13 protein-coding genes are annotated in these 17,454 nt (G+C 47.3%); all 13 read left to right on the top strand.

Annotated features, from left to right (window positions below; translation table 11 throughout):
• Positions 1 to 23 precede the first annotated feature (23 nt).
• The 13 genes from dnaE (at position 24) to pnpS (ending at position 17,206) form a co-directional block, all read left to right on the top strand.
• Positions 24 to 3,320, top strand: a complete 3,297-nt coding sequence (gene dnaE / locus ACTRXH_RS08345; protein WP_474281635.1) for a DNA polymerase III subunit alpha — start codon at positions 24 to 26, stop codon at positions 3,318 to 3,320.
• 114 nt (positions 3,321 to 3,434) lie between these two features.
• Entirely contained in the window at positions 3,435 to 4,670 is a 1,236-nt protein-coding gene (gene ystJ, locus ACTRXH_RS08350; protein WP_022793097.1) for an NADP-dependent malic enzyme, read from the top strand.
• A 265-nt stretch (positions 4,671 to 4,935) separates the two neighbouring features.
• Positions 4,936 to 5,781, top strand: a complete 846-nt coding sequence (gene accD / locus ACTRXH_RS08355) for an acetyl-CoA carboxylase, carboxyltransferase subunit beta (RefSeq protein WP_462865667.1) — start codon at positions 4,936 to 4,938, stop codon at positions 5,779 to 5,781.
• 15 nt (positions 5,782 to 5,796) lie between these two features.
• The gene (locus tag ACTRXH_RS08360; protein WP_474281637.1) at positions 5,797 to 6,759 is read left to right on the top strand and encodes an acetyl-CoA carboxylase carboxyltransferase subunit alpha; all 963 of its coding nucleotides are present in this window, start codon (positions 5,797 to 5,799) and stop codon (positions 6,757 to 6,759) included.
• Positions 6,760 to 6,970: 211 nt separating this feature from the next.
• Positions 6,971 to 7,930, top strand: coding sequence for a 6-phosphofructokinase (gene pfkA / locus ACTRXH_RS08365; RefSeq protein ID WP_474261902.1), 960 nt, complete (start codon positions 6,971 to 6,973; stop codon positions 7,928 to 7,930).
• Between the two features lie 84 nt (positions 7,931 to 8,014).
• Positions 8,015 to 9,769 (top strand): pyruvate kinase, encoded by a 1,755-nt coding sequence (pyk, locus tag ACTRXH_RS08370; protein WP_474261903.1) that lies wholly within the window; start codon positions 8,015 to 8,017, stop codon positions 9,767 to 9,769.
• 85 nt (positions 9,770 to 9,854) lie between these two features.
• A complete protein-coding gene (locus ACTRXH_RS08375; protein WP_474261904.1) occupies positions 9,855 to 10,253 on the top strand; it encodes an FxsA family protein in 399 nt (132 codons plus the stop codon).
• Positions 10,254 to 10,361: 108 nt separating this feature from the next.
• A complete protein-coding gene (locus tag ACTRXH_RS08380) occupies positions 10,362 to 10,835 on the top strand; it encodes a DUF441 domain-containing protein (protein WP_474281639.1) in 474 nt (157 codons plus the stop codon).
• Between the two features lie 234 nt (positions 10,836 to 11,069).
• A complete protein-coding gene (gene citZ, locus ACTRXH_RS08385; RefSeq protein ID WP_474281641.1) occupies positions 11,070 to 12,185 on the top strand; it encodes a citrate synthase in 1,116 nt (371 codons plus the stop codon).
• Positions 12,186 to 12,309: 124 nt separating this feature from the next.
• Positions 12,310 to 13,578: an NADP-dependent isocitrate dehydrogenase gene (gene icd, locus ACTRXH_RS08390; protein WP_474281643.1), complete on the top strand. Its 1,269-nt coding sequence runs from the start codon at positions 12,310 to 12,312 to the stop codon at positions 13,576 to 13,578.
• 29 nt (positions 13,579 to 13,607) lie between these two features.
• The gene (mdh, locus tag ACTRXH_RS08395) at positions 13,608 to 14,552 is read left to right on the top strand and encodes a malate dehydrogenase (protein ID WP_474281645.1); all 945 of its coding nucleotides are present in this window, start codon (positions 13,608 to 13,610) and stop codon (positions 14,550 to 14,552) included.
• Between the two features lie 171 nt (positions 14,553 to 14,723).
• On the top strand, positions 14,724 to 15,428 hold the full coding sequence (locus ACTRXH_RS08400) for a response regulator transcription factor (protein WP_474281647.1): 705 nt from the start codon (positions 14,724 to 14,726) through the stop codon (positions 15,426 to 15,428).
• Positions 15,425 to 17,206, top strand: coding sequence for a two-component system histidine kinase PnpS (pnpS, locus tag ACTRXH_RS08405; protein WP_474261908.1), 1,782 nt, complete (start codon positions 15,425 to 15,427; stop codon positions 17,204 to 17,206). The genes ACTRXH_RS08400 and pnpS overlap by 4 nt, the downstream gene beginning before the upstream one ends.
• Positions 17,207 to 17,454 lie beyond the last annotated feature (248 nt).

The raw sequence follows: 17,454 nt of genomic DNA on the forward strand, positions 1-17,454 counted from the left end.
AGGCTGAAGGGAGGGGGAGGCGCATGTCACTGCACGCATATTCGGAATACAGCATTTTACAAAGTACTATCCGGCTTGAAAACCTTGTCCGCAAAGCAAAAGAGTACAATTGGCCGGCGGCAGCGGTTACTGACCGGGACACGATGCACGGGGCAGTGGCTTTTTACCGTCTCTGCCGGCAGTACCAGGTGAAGGGTCTCCCGGGGATTGAATTGTGGGTCCAGGGAGACACTAAAGAGGACGAAGAATTTCCGGTGGTTGCGCTGCCGCAGGATAACCAGGGATACGGGCAGCTCATGCGGTGGGCCGGGGACAAGCAGCAGGACAGAAAGGTAACATGGAAACAACTGGCAGAGTCTGCCGGTTGTCTTTTTATCCTGCCGCTTGAAAACAGTGAGCCCGGTACCTTTAAGAATCGCAAAGACGAGTTACATGCGTTTTTTGAAAAATGGAGCAGACGGTTCGGGGCTGATGTTCTTTGGCTTGAAGCACCGCGGGCTGGAGAAGAAGTAGAATGGAGAAGGGCTGCAGAGCAATTCGGGCTCCCGATGGTTGCCTCCCCGTTAATCAATATGCAGGCAGCAGAAGAAGAGCGGGCCTATAAGCTTCTGCATGCAGTAAAGAAAGGCAGTGTCTGGAAAGATACCGTAATAGAACAGAGAGCTTTTTCGCTCGAAATGTGGCAGCAGGAAGCATCTAAAATGTATGAAGCTGAACATATCGATAACTGGAGACGGGCAGCTGATAAATGCCACGTAGATATTTCATTAGGGAAAACGCATCTTCCGGTATTTCCAGCTCCGCGCGGGCAGTCTGCCGCCCTGTATTTAAAAAAACTTGCAGAAAAAGGAATGCAAAAGCGTTATAATGCCGTCTCAGAACAAATGAGAGAGCGATTGAAGCATGAACTGGATGTCATTATCGATGCCGGCTTCGCTGATTATTTTTTAATTGTGCAGGATTTTGTTGCTTTTGCTAAAAAGCAGGGAATGTATGTAGGACCGGGAAGAGGGTCGGCAACGGGGTCACTCGTTTCCTACCTTATCGGTATTACGGATGTGGATCCCCTGCAGTACGATCTTCTTTTTGAGCGGTTTTTAAACCCGGAACGTGCGGCGCTTCCGGACATAGATATTGACTTTCCGGATCACCGGCGGGAAGAGGTGCTGCATTATTTAAGGAATAAATACGGGGACAGCCATGTGGCTCAGATCGTTACATTCAATACGTTCGGGGCGCGGGCGGCAATAAGGGATGCGGGAAGGGTGCTCGAAATTCCTCAGGGGCTCATTAACCGGACGGCCGGTATGTTTTCAAGCGCCGATTCCATTGCCGGAAAAATTGCCGGTGACAAACAGCTGCAGCAGTGGCAGCAGAACGAACCAAAAGTTGACTCCCTCCTTCGGGCGGCTTCCTTTTTGGAAGGGCTGCCGCGTCAGACATCTATTCACGCCGCTGGCATCGTGTTAAGCAGCGAACAGCTGGAAGCCTACACTCCTTTAATGGAGAGAAACGGATCGCTGCTGTTAACGCAGTACCCGATGGAGGACCTTGAAGCTCTCGGACTTGTGAAAATCGACCTGCTGGGGCTCCGGAATTTAACGCTGCTTGAATATATGACCGAGGCTGTTCAAAAGATAGAGAAGAATTTTCAGTTAAGACGCATACCTATGGATGATGAAAAAACGTATCAACTGCTGAGCGGGGGGAAAACTAACGGAATATTTCAGCTTGAATCGGCAGGGATGAAATCTGCTCTGCAGCAGATCAGGCCCGACCGTTTCGAGGATATTGCCGCAGTGAGTGCTCTTTATCGTCCGGGCCCGATGGCTCAGATCCCGTTGTATGCAGAGCGCAAGCATGGAATAAAAGAAATGCCTGAGCTCCCTGAACATATTGAAGATATTGCAGGGTCTACATATGGCATTATCGTATACCAGGAGCAGATTATGCAGATTGCGGTGCAAGTGGCAGGGTATACAATGGGGGAAGCGGACTCCTTCCGGAGGGCTATCAGCAAAAAAAACGCTGTTGAAATGAAAAAAGAAGAGAAACGGTTTCTCGAAAAAGCAGCAGCTTCAGGAGTGCCGAAAACGGAAGCAGAAACAATATTCAGCTGGATTGAACAGTTTGCCAATTACGGCTTCAATAAAAGCCACGCAGTGGCTTACAGCGTTATTTCCTATCAGCTGGCTTATATTAAAGCCCATTATCCGGCCGTGTTTTTCTCTTCATTAATGACAAGTCATGTGCGAAGTGAAGAAAAATTCCTGGAATATCAGCGGGAAGCAAAAGAGCTTGGTATTAGGCTGCTTCCGCCTTCAATCAATCAAAGCGGCTATGGGTTTCGTATTGAGGAAGGAAATCTTCGTTTTGGCTTGAATATCATTAAACAGGCAGGTAAAAACAATATCCAGATGATTTTAAATGAAAGAAAAAGCGGTGGACGTTTTGAATACTGGCTTGATTTTCTTCACCGCGTGGATACAAGAGCGATTGGCCGTCAGGGGTTTGTGTATCTTATTCAGGCTGGCGTGTTTGATGAATTTGGTGTTGAAAGGTCGACGCTGCTCGCTTCGCTTGACCGTTCCCTGCGGATGATCGAGGGAGAACAGGAATTCCAGGAGTTTGGCACAGAGCTGGCCCCAAGAATGCGCTGGATTGAAGCTGAGCCCCTTACCCGCGAAGAAAAGCTTGAGATGGAAAAAGAAGCCTCCGGATACTACTTAAGCGGCCATCCGCTGGATGCCTACAATGAACTTTTTGCTGCCTTCCGGTTATGGGACCTTGGAAGCTCGCTTCCAGCGGATAATCAGCTGCGCTGGGCCGGCGGGTTCGTGCGGACCGTAAAAACCGTGCGAACGAAAAATGGACAGTCCATGTGCTTTCTGACGATGGATGATGGCTCCGGGGAGCTTGAAGTGGTCGTATTTCCGAACGTCTACCGGAATGTAAAATCACTGCTGACAGAAAAATCGATCCTTCTGATTCAGGGGCGCACCGATAAACAGGCCCGCACCAGCAAACTGATTGCAGAGGACTGTCTTTCCCTGCAGGAGCTTGAAACACAGTCGGAGAATACGCTGTTTGTTAAACTGCCGGCAGAAAGCGGGGAACAGGCGCTGAGCCGGATTAAGCACATACTGCGGCAGTCGCCCGGGGCTGTACCTGTCATCGTCTATGATGAGCAGCAGGAGCGCACCATTCAGCTCGGAAACAGCTTGAAAACAAACGCCGGGGAAGCATGCCTGCGCGAACTTGAAAAGGTTGTTTCAAAAGACTCCATTATTTTAAAACCAAATAAAGATGCCGCTGACTGATTATTCTGTTATAATAGGTAACGTTTATAATTAAAATGAACGAAACACTTGATGTGCTTCTAAAAGCACAGGGTTATAATTAAAATATAAAATATGCTGAAGGAGAGTGGCACCATGCCGACAACCCGCGAGGAAGCACTACATATTCATAAACAGAACCAGGGAAAACTGGAGACGGTCTCGAAAGTACCAGTAAGAAATGGAAGAGATTTAAGTCTGGCCTATTCTCCAGGTGTAGCCGAGCCGTGCAAAGAAATTTTTGATGATAAACAAAAGGTATTTGAATATACAATGAAAGGAAACATGGTAGCGGTTGTATCCGACGGCTCTGCCGTGCTTGGGTTGGGTAATATCGGCCCGGAAGCGTCTCTGCCTGTTATGGAAGGAAAGGCGGTTCTGTTTAAATCCTTTGCGGGTGTGGATGCTTTTCCGATCTGCCTCGAAACAAATGATGTCGACAAAATTGTAGAAACAGTAAAATTAATGCAGCCGACTTTTGGCGGCGTGAATCTTGAAGATATCGCCGCTCCTAACTGCTTTGTCATTGAAGAACGGCTGAAAAAAGAAACGAATATTCCTGTTTTTCATGACGATCAGCACGGCACAGCAATCGTCACTGTAGCCGGGTTAATCAACGCCCTGAAACTCAACAAAAAGCATATGTCTGAAATCCGCGTAGTTATTAACGGGGCAGGTTCAGCCGGCATTGCTATTATTAAACTTCTGCGCCGTTTTGGAGTAAAAGACGTAATTTTATGCGACTCCAAGGGAGCGATTTACGAAGGTCGTCCGGAAGGCATGAATGACATGAAAGCGGAAGTCGCAAAAGTAACGAACAATGAAAATGTTTCCGGCGGATTAAAAGAGGTTGTCCAGAATACGGATGTATTTATTGGTGTTTCTGTGGCGGGAGTATTATCGAAGGAAATGGTAGAGTCCATGAATGATGACCCTATCATCTTTGCGATGGCTAATCCGGACCCTGAAATCACTCCGGACGATGCCAAGGAAGCCGGAGCGAAAGTAATTGGCACAGGCCGCTCCGATTTTCCGAACCAAGTAAACAACGTGCTTGCGTTTCCGGGTATTTTCCGGGGTGCCCTTGATGTAAACGCGACCCACATTAACGAGGACATGAAAAAAGCAGCTGTATATGCTATTGCAGAGCTGATTACCGAAGATGAGCTGAACGAAGATTATGTTATTCCAAATCCTTTTGACCCGAGAGTCGCTCCAGAAGTAGCAGCAGCAGTAGCGAAAACAGCGATGGAAACAGGTGTGGCGCGAAAAAATGCTGATCCGGAAAAAATTAAGGAAAAAACAAGAGCTCTTTCTGATATCGAAGAATAGTAAAGACCTATACTCTTAGCCATTGAAGATGTCTGGCTTTTCCTATATATTAGAGCCTGTATGTGATAGACTATGTGGGAGACTAATAGCAGGAGCGATCGCTGACAAAACGGTCGCTCCTGATGTACGTCTGCAAATAAAACAACAGCGCTGCGTTATGTACACCCGCTGAACGGTGAATTGCATTCCGGGACGCTGCAGTCTGCTTGCGTTTTTATTATTTGCGGAGCAGCCAAGCATTAAATATGAAGAAGGTGTCTTTATGATGATCAAAGATTTATTCAGCAAAAGGCGGAAATATGCTTCAATGCCGGCTGAACGGGAACAGCCGAAAACAATGAATGAAGGCGTTATGACAAAGTGCCCTAAATGTAAAACAATTGTGTATACGAAGGAATTAATGAAGCATGCCAATGTCTGTATGCACTGTGGTCATCATATGCCGATGACTCCTTCCGAACGGATCGATTTGATCCTCGATACAGATTCCTTCCGGGAATTAAACCCTCATATGGTTTCGGCAGATCCTCTGGAGTTTCCGGAATACAAAGAAAAGCTTGAAAAGGATCAGAAAAAGACTGGTCATAAAGAAGCTGTCGTCACAGGTGAAGGAACGATCGGAGGCACCCCGGTGGTTCTTGGTGTCATGGACCCGGCGTTCCGGATGGGGAGCATGGGGTCGGTAGTCGGAGAGAAAATCGCACGGGCAATCGAACGGGCGCTTGACCTCCATGCACCCTTTATTCTGTTTTCAGCTTCAGGCGGAGCCCGTATGCAGGAAGGGATTCTCAGCCTCATGCAAATGGCCAAGACGAGTGCAGCGCTGAAAAAAATGGATGAAGCAGGGCTTTTATTTGTATCAGTTATGACTCACCCTACTACCGGCGGCGTTTCCGCAAGCTTTGCCTCTCTCGGAGATTACAATTTTGCCGAGCCGGAAGCATTGATAGGCTTTGCCGGAAGAAGAATAATTGAACAGACAATACGCCAGGAGCTTCCCGAAGACTTTCAGACAGCGGAATTTTTGCTTAAACACGGACAGCTCGACAAGGTACTGCATAGGCAGGACATGAAAAATGTTTTGTCCGCAATCGTGCAGATGCATACGTGAAGGGAGTAAGTGACAATGGAAAATCATCTTCCTTTTGAAAAACCAATCATGGAGCTTCGGAACAAAATCGATGAATTAAAAAGCTTCACAGATGAGAAGGACATTGATTTAAGCGGAGAGATAGAAAAACTGGAACAGCGGCTGGAGCAGCTCGAAGCAGAAGTATATAATAATTTAAAGCCGTGGCAGCGGGTGCAGATCGCGAGGCACCCGGAGCGGCCCACCACGCTGGATTATATCGACAGTTTGTTTGAACAATTCATTGAACTGCACGGCGATCGGCTTTTTGGCGATGACGAAGCGATTGTCGGAGGCATTGCCTTTTTTGAAGGAAGCCCGGTAACTGTTATTGGACATCAGCGTGGACGGGATACGAAGGAAAATGTGCGCCGGAATTTCGGTATGCCGCATCCGGAAGGGTACCGCAAAGCGCTTCGTCTTATGAAGCAGGCCGAAAAGTTCAACCGGCCGGTGATCTGCTTCGTTGATACAAAGGGCGCTTATCCCGGAAAAGCAGCGGAAGAGCGGGGCCAAAGTGAAGCTATTGCGCGTAACCTGATGGAAATGGCCGGGCTGAAAGTGCCGGTAATTAGTGTTGTTATCGGAGAAGGCGGCAGCGGAGGCGGTCTAGCGCTTGGAGTAGCGAATCATGTACATATGTTCGAAAATTCATGGTATTCGACGATTTCTCCAGAAGGGGCTTCCTCTATTCTATGGAAGGATGCTTCATATGCAAGGGAAGCTGCTGAAGCTATGCGTATCACAGCCGGAGATCTGAAGGAATTTGGAGTAATTGATGAGATTGTGAAGGAACCCCGGGGAGGGGCCCATCATGATCCGAAAGAACAGATGACTATTCTGCGAAAAACGCTTCAGCAGTCTTTGAAGGATCTGCTCGTATTAACGCCGAATGAATTAATAGAATCAAGGTATGAAAAATTTAAGCAGATGGGTACGTTTGAAGAAAGTGATTTTTAGGAAAGCGCCGGGTGGCGCTTTTTTTATGAAATCGAACGGGCCCCTGTTGTTCAGCTGATATTGAAAAAGCCGTACCGGGGACTGTCACAGAGGCCCCCTGTTAGTGCGGCTTTTTGATTAAAGCGTTTTTTTTAAATACAATTACTTTTGTGTCATCGGGTCTATAACGGGTATAATGATAAACAGGAATGCAAAGGGAAGGAGTTATGGAATGAAACGGATTGGAGTACTAACTAGTGGAGGAGATTCTCCGGGAATGAATGCAGCCATACGTGCTGTTGTTCGGAAGGCGATTTATCACGATCTTGAGGTTTACGGGGTTCAGTACGGTTATGCCGGGCTGATCGAAGGCGATATCAAAAAAATGGAGCTTGGCGACGTTGGGGATATTATCCACCGCGGCGGAACGAAATTGTATACCGCCCGCTGTGAAGAGTTCCGTACACCTGAAGGACGCCAGAAGGCAGTGGATCAGCTGAATGCAAGAGGCATTGAAGCATTGGTCGTCATAGGCGGTGACGGTTCCTTCCGCGGTGCTGAAAAATTGACCGAGCTTGGCTATCCGACGATTGGCGTGCCGGGCACAATCGACAATGACATCCCGGGAACGGATTACACAATCGGCTTTGATACGGCGCTGAACACAGTCATCGACGCTATTGATAAAATCCGTGATACCGCCACTTCACATGAGCGTACATACGTTATTGAAGTAATGGGCAGAGATGCCGGGGACCTCGCTCTCTGGTCCGGGCTCGCCGACGGCGCAGAGACGATTCTTATTCCAGAAGAAGAATATGACATGGATCAGGTAGTAAGCCGTCTCCGCCGTGGTCACGCGAGGGGCAAAAAACACAGTATCATCATTATCGCTGAAGGCGTGGGGAGCGGAACAGAATTCGGCCAAAAAATTCAGGAAACGACGAATCTTGAAACGAGGGTGACCGTGCTCGGCCATATCCAGCGCGGAGGCTCGCCAACCGGATTTGATCGTGTGCTCGCAAGCCGTCTGGGAGCAAGGGCCGTGGAGCTTCTTTTAAACGGTAAAGAAGGACGGATGGTCGGCATTGAAAAAAATGAGATTGTTGATAAATCCATTCCGGAGGTGCTTAGGCAAAAGCATCAGGTAGACTCCGGCATGTATAAATTGTCACAGGAACTGTCGATTTAATTCCGGGGTCAACGCAGTGTCACGGATGAAAAGTTTCTATGGTACAATGAACTAGGATTTTAGAGAGAGAACAGGAGGAAAATCATGCGAAAAACAAAAATTGTATGTACGATAGGACCGGCAAGTGAAGCGCCGGAAACGCTGGAGAAATTAATTGAAAACGGCATGAATGTAGCGAGACTCAACTTTTCCCACGGGGACTTTGATGAGCATCAGGCCCGGATTGACAGCATACGTGAAGTTTCTGCCCGCCTGAAAAAAAACGTTGCTATTCTGCTGGACACCAAGGGTCCGGAAGTGCGGACTCATACGATGGAAGGCGGCGCTATTCAGCTTGAAAAAGGACAGCCGCTGATCATCAGCACAGAAGAAGTCGTAGGGACAAAAGAAAAAATCTCTGTCACCCACGATGGCCTTACTGATGATATGGAGGTCGGTAAAAAAATTCTTCTTGATGATGGACTGATTGAGCTTGAAGTAACCGGTATCGAAGACAAGGAAGTTCATACGAAAGTGCTGAATAACGGCGAACTGAAAAATAAAAAAGGCGTTAACCTTCCAAATGTGAAGGTCAATCTGCCAGGGATCACAGAAAAAGATGCGGATGACATCGAATTCGGAATTAGAAACAACGTAGATTTTATTGCAGCTTCATTTGTGCGCAGGGCTTCTGACGTGCTGGAAATCCGGGAGCTTCTGGAAAAACACGGAGCTGAAGACACGTTTATCGTGCCGAAAATTGAAAACCAGGAAGGCATCGACAACGTCGAGGAAATTCTGGAAGTATCTGACGGCCTGATGGTGGCTCGCGGAGATATGGGAGTTGAAATTCCGCCAGAGGAAGTACCACTCGTACAAAAGCGTCTGATTAAACGCTGCAACTTCCTGGCAAAGCCAGTCATCACAGCTACTCAGATGCTCGATTCCATGCAGCACAACCCGCGTCCAACCCGTGCTGAAGCAAGTGATGTGGCGAATGCCATTTTCGATGGTACAGATGCTATCATGCTTTCCGGGGAAACAGCAGCCGGGGACTATCCAGTGGAATCCGTGGAAACAATGAGCAACATCGCGCTTAGAGCAGAATCCTCCCTGCAGTACCGGAATACGCTTGATGAAAAAACCAAAGAAAGCAAGCCTTCAATTACCAACTCCATCGGGCAGTCCGTTGCCTATACGGCTTATGCATTAAATGCCTCAGCGATTCTGACCGCCACCGAAAGCGGGTATACTGCACGTATTGTTTCAAAATACCGTCCGGAGTCACCGATCATTGCAGTTACAAGTAATGAACGTGTCTATCGCCGGCTCGCTTTAATCTGGGGCGTTCAGGGACTGCTTGGCACAAAATCGAGCACTACCGATGAAATGCTTGATGTCACCGTAAGCAAAGCTCTGTCGGAAGAGCTTGTCAGCCGTGGGGACCTTGTAGTTATCTCTGCCGGAGTACCTGTAGGTGAAACAGGAACGACTAACCTGATGAAGGTCCACGTGATCGGAGAAACAGTGGCAAAAGGACAGGGCATTGGCCGTTACACTGCATCAGGACGAGTAGTGGTTGCAGGCAGTGCAGAAGAGGCAAATGCCAAAATGACAGAGGGCGCGGTGCTCGTCACTCAGGCAACGGATAAAGATATGATGCCTGCTGTGGAAAAAGCGCTGGCTGTGGTGACAGAAGAAGGCGGCTTGACATCCCATGCTGCTGTTGTAGGACTGAATCTGGGTATCCCTGTAGTAGTGGGGGTTGAAGAAGCCAGAAACTTGTTTGAAGACGGTGAAGAAATTACAGTCGACGCTTCAAGAGGCGACATTTACCGCGGACATGCGAGTGTATTGTAAGAGATTCTGAGAACTAACTATAACCCGGTAATGCTGAAACAACGAAGAAATCTGGATAAATTTTTAAATGAAAGGGGGCGGGCAGATGGGTAAATGGTTTTTATTGCTGTTGATTATTGTACCGGCCGCAGAAGTAGGTGTATTAATATTATCCGGCAACACGATCGGCATATGGCCGACAATTGCACTCATTATTGCGACCGGGCTGCTTGGGGCCTGGCTTGCGAAACGGGAAGGCCTGCAGGTGTTCCGTACGCTGCAGATGCAGACGCAGCGGGGGGAGATGCCTGGGGATATTGTTCTGGATGGTGTCTGTATTCTTGTTGGCGGCACGCTGCTGCTCACCCCGGGATTTATCACAGACGCTCTCGGTTTCAGCCTGTTAATTCCGTGGTCGAGAAGAGGAATGAAAGCCGTTTTAAAGAAATGGTTTAAAAAAATGGTGGATAACGGGAATATAAGAGTGATGGGGCGCAGGTGGTAAGCCTGCTCCCGATTGAAACTTCTGAAAACTTTCCGGGCGTACATGACATGAAATTGTCAAATGTGGTAGGATTATTAGGAGCGTTTAATTTGGAAGGATGACCATGCATTGTTATCGCAAGCCTCAGTTTTTTTACTTATACTGCTTGCGGTGGGGATTTTCGCAAAAAACCAGTCATTAATCATAGCTGTCGCTGCTTTAATCGTTATTAAATGGACAGGACTGGGCGATAAAATATTTCCGTTTATGCAGGCAAAAGGCATTGAAATTGCTGTTACTATTTTGACATTTGCGGTTCTGGTCCCCATTGCTACTGGGGACATTGGCTTTCGCCAGCTCGGTGAAGCAGTTCGTTCCTATTATGCATGGATTGCGCTCGCCTCGGGCATACTGGTGGCGCTTATTGCCAAGGGTGGTGTAGAGCTTCTTCAGACAGATCCGCATATCACTACTGCGCTTGTGCTTGGCACCATTTTAGCAGTAGCTCTGTTTAACGGTATTGCCGTCGGGCCTCTTATCGGGGCCGGCATCGCTTATATTGCGATGAGGACCGTGGAGTGGTTTTCCTCTCTCGGCGGATAGACGGCTGAATAACAGCCGGAGGTATCTCCGGCTGCCTCAACAGGGGAAAAGTCATTATTGTATACACAATTGAATGCGCTATACCTCCAAAAAGTTGCAGTGCAATGGGCTTTTATGTCAAAAACAGACCAACCGTTCTGTTTTCGAAGCGTATGTTTTATTAAAAGGAAAATGTAAGCATTTTCTTCTTCAGTACATACGCTATACTTTTTGAATTAAAGGAGAGATTGTGTAATGAGTTCAACTCGTGGTTTAGAAGGCGTTGTAGCTACTACTTCCAGTGTCAGCTCCATTGTTGATGATGTATTGAGATACCAGGGCTATCATATTGATGACCTGACAGAAAATGCCTCTTTTGAAGAAGTTATTTATCTGCTTTGGTACGGGGAGCTTCCAACCAAAGAAGAATATAATAATTTCCGTCAGTCGCTCATGGATAATATGAGTGTACCGGATGAAATTTTTGAATATATGAAACAGTATCCGGTCGATAAAGTGCGCCCTATGGCTGCTCTTCGTACTGCAGTTTCGCAGTTGAGCCTTTACGACAGTGAAGCTGATGACATGAGCGAAGAAGCAAACCAGCGTAAAGCGGTGCGGCTGCAGGCACAGATTCTATCTCTCGTTACAGGTTTTGCAAGAGTTCGAAAAGGAAAAGACCCGATTAAGCCTGATCCTGCACTGAGCTTTTCTGCAAACTTTTTGTATATGCTAAACGGAGAAGCACCAGATGAAACATCGATTAAAGCGTTTAACAAAGCGATGATTCTGCACGCTGACCATGAACTGAATGCATCTACATTTACTGCCCGTGTTTGTGTAGCCACCCTTTCGGATATGTATTCTGGAGTAACAGCGGCTATCGGCGCATTAAAAGGAGAGCTTCACGGCGGCGCCAATGAGCGTGTAATGGGGATGCTGACAGAAATCGGAACCCCGGACAATGTGGACAGCTATGTGCAGAAGCTTCTTGATAACAAAGAAAAGATTATGGGATTCGGACACCGGGTATATAAAAATGGCGATCCTCGTGCCAAATACCTGCGCGAGATGTCGCGTCAGCTGACAGAAGTTACCGGTGAATCAAAATGGTATGACATGTCGATGAAAGTTGAAGAAAAAATCGAAAACGAAAAAGGTCTTCTGCCGAACGTGGATTTCTTTTCAGCGTCTGTATATCACAGTCTCGGCATTGACCACGACTTGTTTACACCGATTTTTGCCGTCAGCCGTACGTCCGGATGGATCGCTCATATTCTTGAGCAGTATGAAAATAATCGTTTAATCCGTCCGCGTGCAGAATATGTCGGCCCGGAAAATAAAACGTATGTTTCTCTCGACGAACGGTAAACTGGAACTGAAATTGTGGAAAACGGTGCTTCGTTTTCCTGCTTCCGCTTATTCAGCGTCCCGGGCATGATTTGATGTCCGGGTAAAAAAGAAAAGTTGATCATATTAAAGGAGGATTTATTTTATGTCTAACGGAGAAAAGATTCAAACTAATAATGGTAATTTAACGGTGCCAAACGAACCAATCATCCCTTATATCGAAGGGGACGGCATTGGTCCGGACATCTGGGCTGCAGCAGAGAAAGTATTGGATGCAGCTGTAGAAAAAGCCTATAACGGTGAAAAGAAAATTCACTGGAAAGAAATTCTTGTAGGTCAGAAAGCTTACGATAAAACAGGCGAATGGCTCCCGGAAGAATCCCTGGATGCTATCCGTGAATACTTAATCGCTATTAAAGGCCCGCTCACCACTCCTATCGGTGGAGGCATTCGTTCCCTGAACGTAGCACTTCGCCAGAAGCTTGACCTGTTTACATGCCTGCGTCCGGTACAGCACTTTACAGGCGTACCTTCCCCGGTAAAGCGTCCGGAAGACGTTAACATGGTTATTTTCCGTGAGAACACTGAGGACATTTATGCCGGTATTGAATTCCAGGAAGGCACAGATGAAGTGAAAAAAGTAATCGACTTCCTGCAAAATGAAATGGGCTCCGAAAACATCCGTTTCCCTGAAACCTCTGGTATCGGTGTAAAACCTGTTTCCAAAGAAGGTACTGAGCGCCTCGTCCGTGCTTCTATTCAATACGCACTCGATGAAGGCCGTGAAAGTGTAACCCTCGTACACAAAGGAAATATTATGAAGTTCACCGAAGGCTCCTTCAAAAACTGGGGCTACGACCTTGCAGAGCGTGAATTCGGAGATAAGGTCTTCACATGGCGCGAATACGATGAAATCGTAGAAAAAGAAGGCAAGGAAGCAGGAAACGCTGCTCAGGATAAAGCGGTAAGCGAAGGCAAAATCATCGTAAAGGATGCTATTGCAGACATCTTCCTGCAGCAGATTCTTACACGTCCGAAAGAGTTTGATGTAGTAGCCACTATGAACTTAAACGGAGACTATGTTTCCGACGCGCTGGCTGCGCAGGTTGGCGGCATTGGTATTGCTCCAGGCGCCAACATCAACTATGAGACGGGACACGCTATTTTCGAGGCTACACACGGCACAGCGCCAAAATATGCCGGCCTGGACAAAGTGAATCCTTCCTCTGTTATCCTTTCCGGAGAACTCCTGCTTCGTCACCTTGGCTGGAATGAAGCTGCCGAGCTTGTGCTTCAATCCATGGACAAAACCATCGGAAGCAAAGTCGTAACCTATGACTTCGCCCGTCTGATGGACGGTGCAAAAGAAGTGAAGTGCTCTGAATTCGGTGACGCTCTAATCAGCAATATGTAATCCAATCAATTGATAGGAGATGAGCATGCATGGCTATTACGCGCAGAAAAGTATCAGTTATAGGTGGCGGCTTTACAGGTGCTACTACGGCTCTTATGGTTGCCCAGAAAGAGCTTGGGGATGTAGTGCTTGTAGACGTCCCGGACAATGAAGGGCCGACAAAAGGAAAAGCACTCGACATGCTCGAGTCGACTCCAGTATATGGGTCGGATGTTAATGTGACCGGCACCTCGGATTACGCTGATACAGCTGGATCGGACATTGTCGTAATCACAGCAGGTATTGCAAGAAAGCCGGGGATGAGCCGGGATGATCTGATTAATACAAACGCAAAAATCATGAAATCTGTCACAAAAGAAGTGGTGAAGCATTCGCCGGAATGCATTATTGTCGTGCTCACCAATCCAGCAGATGCAATGACATATGCGGTGTACAAAGAATCCGGCTTCCCTAAAAACCGTGTTATCGGTCAGTCCGGAGTACTCGATACGGCACGCTTCCGTACGTTTGTCGCCCAGGAAACCGGCATTTCCGTTGAAGACATCCAGGGATTCGTTCTTGGTGGCCACGGAGATGACATGGTACCGCTGATCCGTTACTCTAACGCTGGCGGAGTGCCGCTGACTAAGCTCATATCCCAGGAACGTATTGACGCAATCATTGAACGCACGCGCAAGGGCGGAGGGGAAATTGTGCAGCTTCTCGGTAATGGGAGTGCTTATTACGCTCCAGCCGCTGCTCTCACGGAAATGGTTGAAGCGATTTTAAAAGATAAAAAGCGAGTGATTCCATCTATTGCTTTTCTTGAAGGCGAATATGGATATAATGATCTTTACCTCGGGGTACCGACCATTCTTGGCGGTAACGGGTTGGAAAAAATTATCGAGCTCGAGCTGACAGATGAAGAACAAAATCAATTGAATACTTCTGCTGATTCTGTTCGTGATGTCATGAAGGCATTACCGAACGATTAAAGAAGTGCTGAAGCTGCCTGTATCGTACAGGCAGCTTTTTTTTATGCCAACAGGAGAAAAGCGATAAACATTGAGCTGTATGACTCGCTTATAGTATGATGAATGTGACAGATGCAGCAGCTCGGGAAAATAATCAGTGCCAAGGGGGGCGCTGAGAGGCGGAGGGTTCATATGGCAACAAGGTTATTGGTAGTAGACGATGAAGAATCCATCGTAACGCTGTTAAAATACAATCTTGAGCAGTCGGGATACGTGGTGGATACAGCTTACGACGGCGTGGAAGCACTCCGGAAAGCACAGGAGGTAAAGTACGATTTAATTGTGCTCGATCTAATGATTCCAGAGATCGACGGCCTTGAAGTGTGCCGGAAAATCCGGACAGAAAAGATTCAGGTACCAATTTTGATGCTGACGGCAAAAGACGAAGAGTTTGATAAAGTACTCGGTCTTGAACTGGGAGCCGATGATTATATGACAAAGCCGTTCAGTCCTCGTGAGCTGGTTGCCCGTGTCAAGGCTATCATGCGCAGAGTGGACTATTCCGGACAGGAAACGGAAAAGATAGAAAGAAAAAGCATCGGCCATTTAACAGTGTATCCGGAAAATTATGAAGCATATGTAAAAGAAGAAGCGCTTGAGCTGACGCCGAAGGAATTTGAGCTGCTCGTGTACTTAATTAACCATAAAGGACGGGTGCTTACGCGTGACCAGCTGTTGAATGCAGTATGGAATTACGAATTTGTCGGAGACACGAGAATCGTTGATGTACATATCAGTCATCTGCGTGAAAAAATTGAACCGAATACGAAAAAACCGGTATACATCAAAACGGTCCGCGGCCTTGGCTATAAATTTGAGGAGCCGGCACCTGCATGAGGAGATTCCGTACCCGCCTGATCGTAGCTCTGATGGCGATTATTTTAATCGTTTTGACCGTCGTAGGGCTTGTGATCGGACAGATTGTCCGTTCTCTTTACGTGGATGAGCTCGAGAACAGTCTTGAAAGGGAGGCCAACCTTTCTGCCTCGATTGCTGAAGAACGAAATGAAGAAAGCTGGGAAGCACTGGCACAGAATATCAGCAGCCAGCTGGATGTCCGTGTGACGATTATGGATGAAAACGGAACCGTGATCGGAGAAACTGAAGCGGAGCCTGAAGAACTCGATAACCATTTCGGGCGTCCGGAAATAGAATCAGCGCGGGAAAATGGTGAAGGCAGTAATCTGCGGTACAGTGAGACGGTGGAAGCAGAGCTCCTTTATTACGCTGTGCCATTTTCGTATGAAAACGATACGCATTATATGAGGCTGGCTATTCCTGTTGAACGGATCAATGCCACTAACTGGCTGATCTGGGGAACTTTGATTGGGAGCTTTGGTATCGCGCTTCTGATCATTTTATATATTACAACAAAAGTGACAAATCAGTTGACGAAACCAATTACTCAGGCTACAAGAACGGCCAATGAACTGGCTAAAGGAAATTTCAGCGCCAGGGCTTATGGAAGTACGCAGGATGAAGTCGGTCAGCTGACCCGTTCGATTAACGTGCTCGCATTTAATCTTGAAAGTGTGACAAAGGAAAATCAGGAGCAGCAGGAACGGCTTGAAACGCTGATCAATACGATGGAAAGCGGCCTGGTATTTATAAACAGCCGCGGCGAAATTACGTTGATGAATGCCTACTGTGCCCGTATTTTTAAGGAAGACACAAGCCAGTGGCTCGATTTACTGTACTATGAAGCAATGGACGAGAAAGAGATCATTAAGCTTATCCAGAAAATATTTTTAACAGAGAGCCGGTCCAGTGCCACTGTGCAGATGCTTCATGAACTTGAAGTGCGTTTTTTCCACGTCTACGGTGCTCCGGTGCTGGGGGAAAAAGATGAGCTGCGCGGCATTGTGCTTGTTTTGCATGATATTACAGAGCTGAAAAAGCTGGAGGAAGTGCGGAAAGATTTTGTCGCGAACGTATCACACGAATTAAAAACGCCGGTTACTTCCGTAAAAGGCTTTACCGAAACGCTCCTGGACGGGGCTATGCATGACGAAGCGCTAAGCAGACAGTTCCTGGATATTATTTGGAAAGAAAGCGACCGGCTCCAGGATTTAATCAGTGATCTTTTGGAGCTTTCAAGAATTGAGCAGGATTATTTTGAATTAAACCGGTCACGATTCGATGTGAGCAATACGGCTGCAGAAGCCGTCCGCCTGCTTGAGCCTAAAGCGATTGATAAACATTTGCTGCTTACTTCGCGTGTGGACGCAGGAATTTATATGGATGGGGACGAAGCCCGGTTGAAACAAATTATTATCAACTTGGTCAATAACGCCATTATTTATACAAAAGAAGGCGGGGAAGTGCAGGTGCGGTTGTTTAAAGAAGCAGAGGAAGTAGTGCTTGAAGTAGAAGACAACGGCATCGGTATCAGTCCCGAGCAGCTGCCGCGTATCTTTGAGCGGTTCTATCGTGTTGATAAAGCGAGAAGCCGCGGTTCGGGCGGCACCGGGCTCGGACTTGCTATTGTTAAACATCTGACGGACGCCCACGGCGGCCGTATCGAAGTGAATAGCACCAGGGACGCAGGAACGGTATTCACACTGCGTTTTCCCGGGGAGAGACAGCCCGTAGAGGAAGAATTTACAAATTCTTAACCTCCGGTAAACGACCTATTTACATTTATGCGATAACATAGTGGTCGAACGGGTTTTCATCCGCTGTCTGTTTTTGCAGCGGGCTGCATCCCCTCTGGAACGAAAGCACCCCTTGGCTTTCGTTCTTTTTTTATGCTTTTTTCAGGTAGACATTCTGACGCTGTCCGCGGTGTATGATAAAATATAACGATGAACGTGAAAGCCCGCTTGATGAAGTACATAAGAAGCCGGTTCGGCTTTTTGTAATA

The organism is Marinococcus sp. LNHM5E3-2.1, from assembly GCF_056034365.1.

Coding starts and splice junctions, on each gene's coding strand:
- dnaE (WP_474281635.1), top strand. CDS start 24: ATGTCACTGCACGCATATTCGGAATACAGCATTTTACAAAGTACTATC.
- ystJ (WP_022793097.1), top strand. CDS start 3,435: ATGCCGACAACCCGCGAGGAAGCACTACATATTCATAAACAGAACCAG.
- accD (WP_462865667.1), top strand. CDS start 4,936: ATGATCAAAGATTTATTCAGCAAAAGGCGGAAATATGCTTCAATGCCG.
- ACTRXH_RS08360 (WP_474281637.1), top strand. CDS start 5,797: ATGGAAAATCATCTTCCTTTTGAAAAACCAATCATGGAGCTTCGGAAC.
- pfkA (WP_474261902.1), top strand. CDS start 6,971: ATGAAACGGATTGGAGTACTAACTAGTGGAGGAGATTCTCCGGGAATG.
- pyk (WP_474261903.1), top strand. CDS start 8,015: ATGCGAAAAACAAAAATTGTATGTACGATAGGACCGGCAAGTGAAGCG.
- ACTRXH_RS08375 (WP_474261904.1), top strand. CDS start 9,855: ATGGGTAAATGGTTTTTATTGCTGTTGATTATTGTACCGGCCGCAGAA.
- citZ (WP_474281641.1), top strand. CDS start 11,070: ATGAGTTCAACTCGTGGTTTAGAAGGCGTTGTAGCTACTACTTCCAGT.
- icd (WP_474281643.1), top strand. CDS start 12,310: ATGTCTAACGGAGAAAAGATTCAAACTAATAATGGTAATTTAACGGTG.
- mdh (WP_474281645.1), top strand. CDS start 13,608: ATGGCTATTACGCGCAGAAAAGTATCAGTTATAGGTGGCGGCTTTACA.
- ACTRXH_RS08400 (WP_474281647.1), top strand. CDS start 14,724: ATGGCAACAAGGTTATTGGTAGTAGACGATGAAGAATCCATCGTAACG.
- pnpS (WP_474261908.1), top strand. CDS start 15,425: ATGAGGAGATTCCGTACCCGCCTGATCGTAGCTCTGATGGCGATTATT.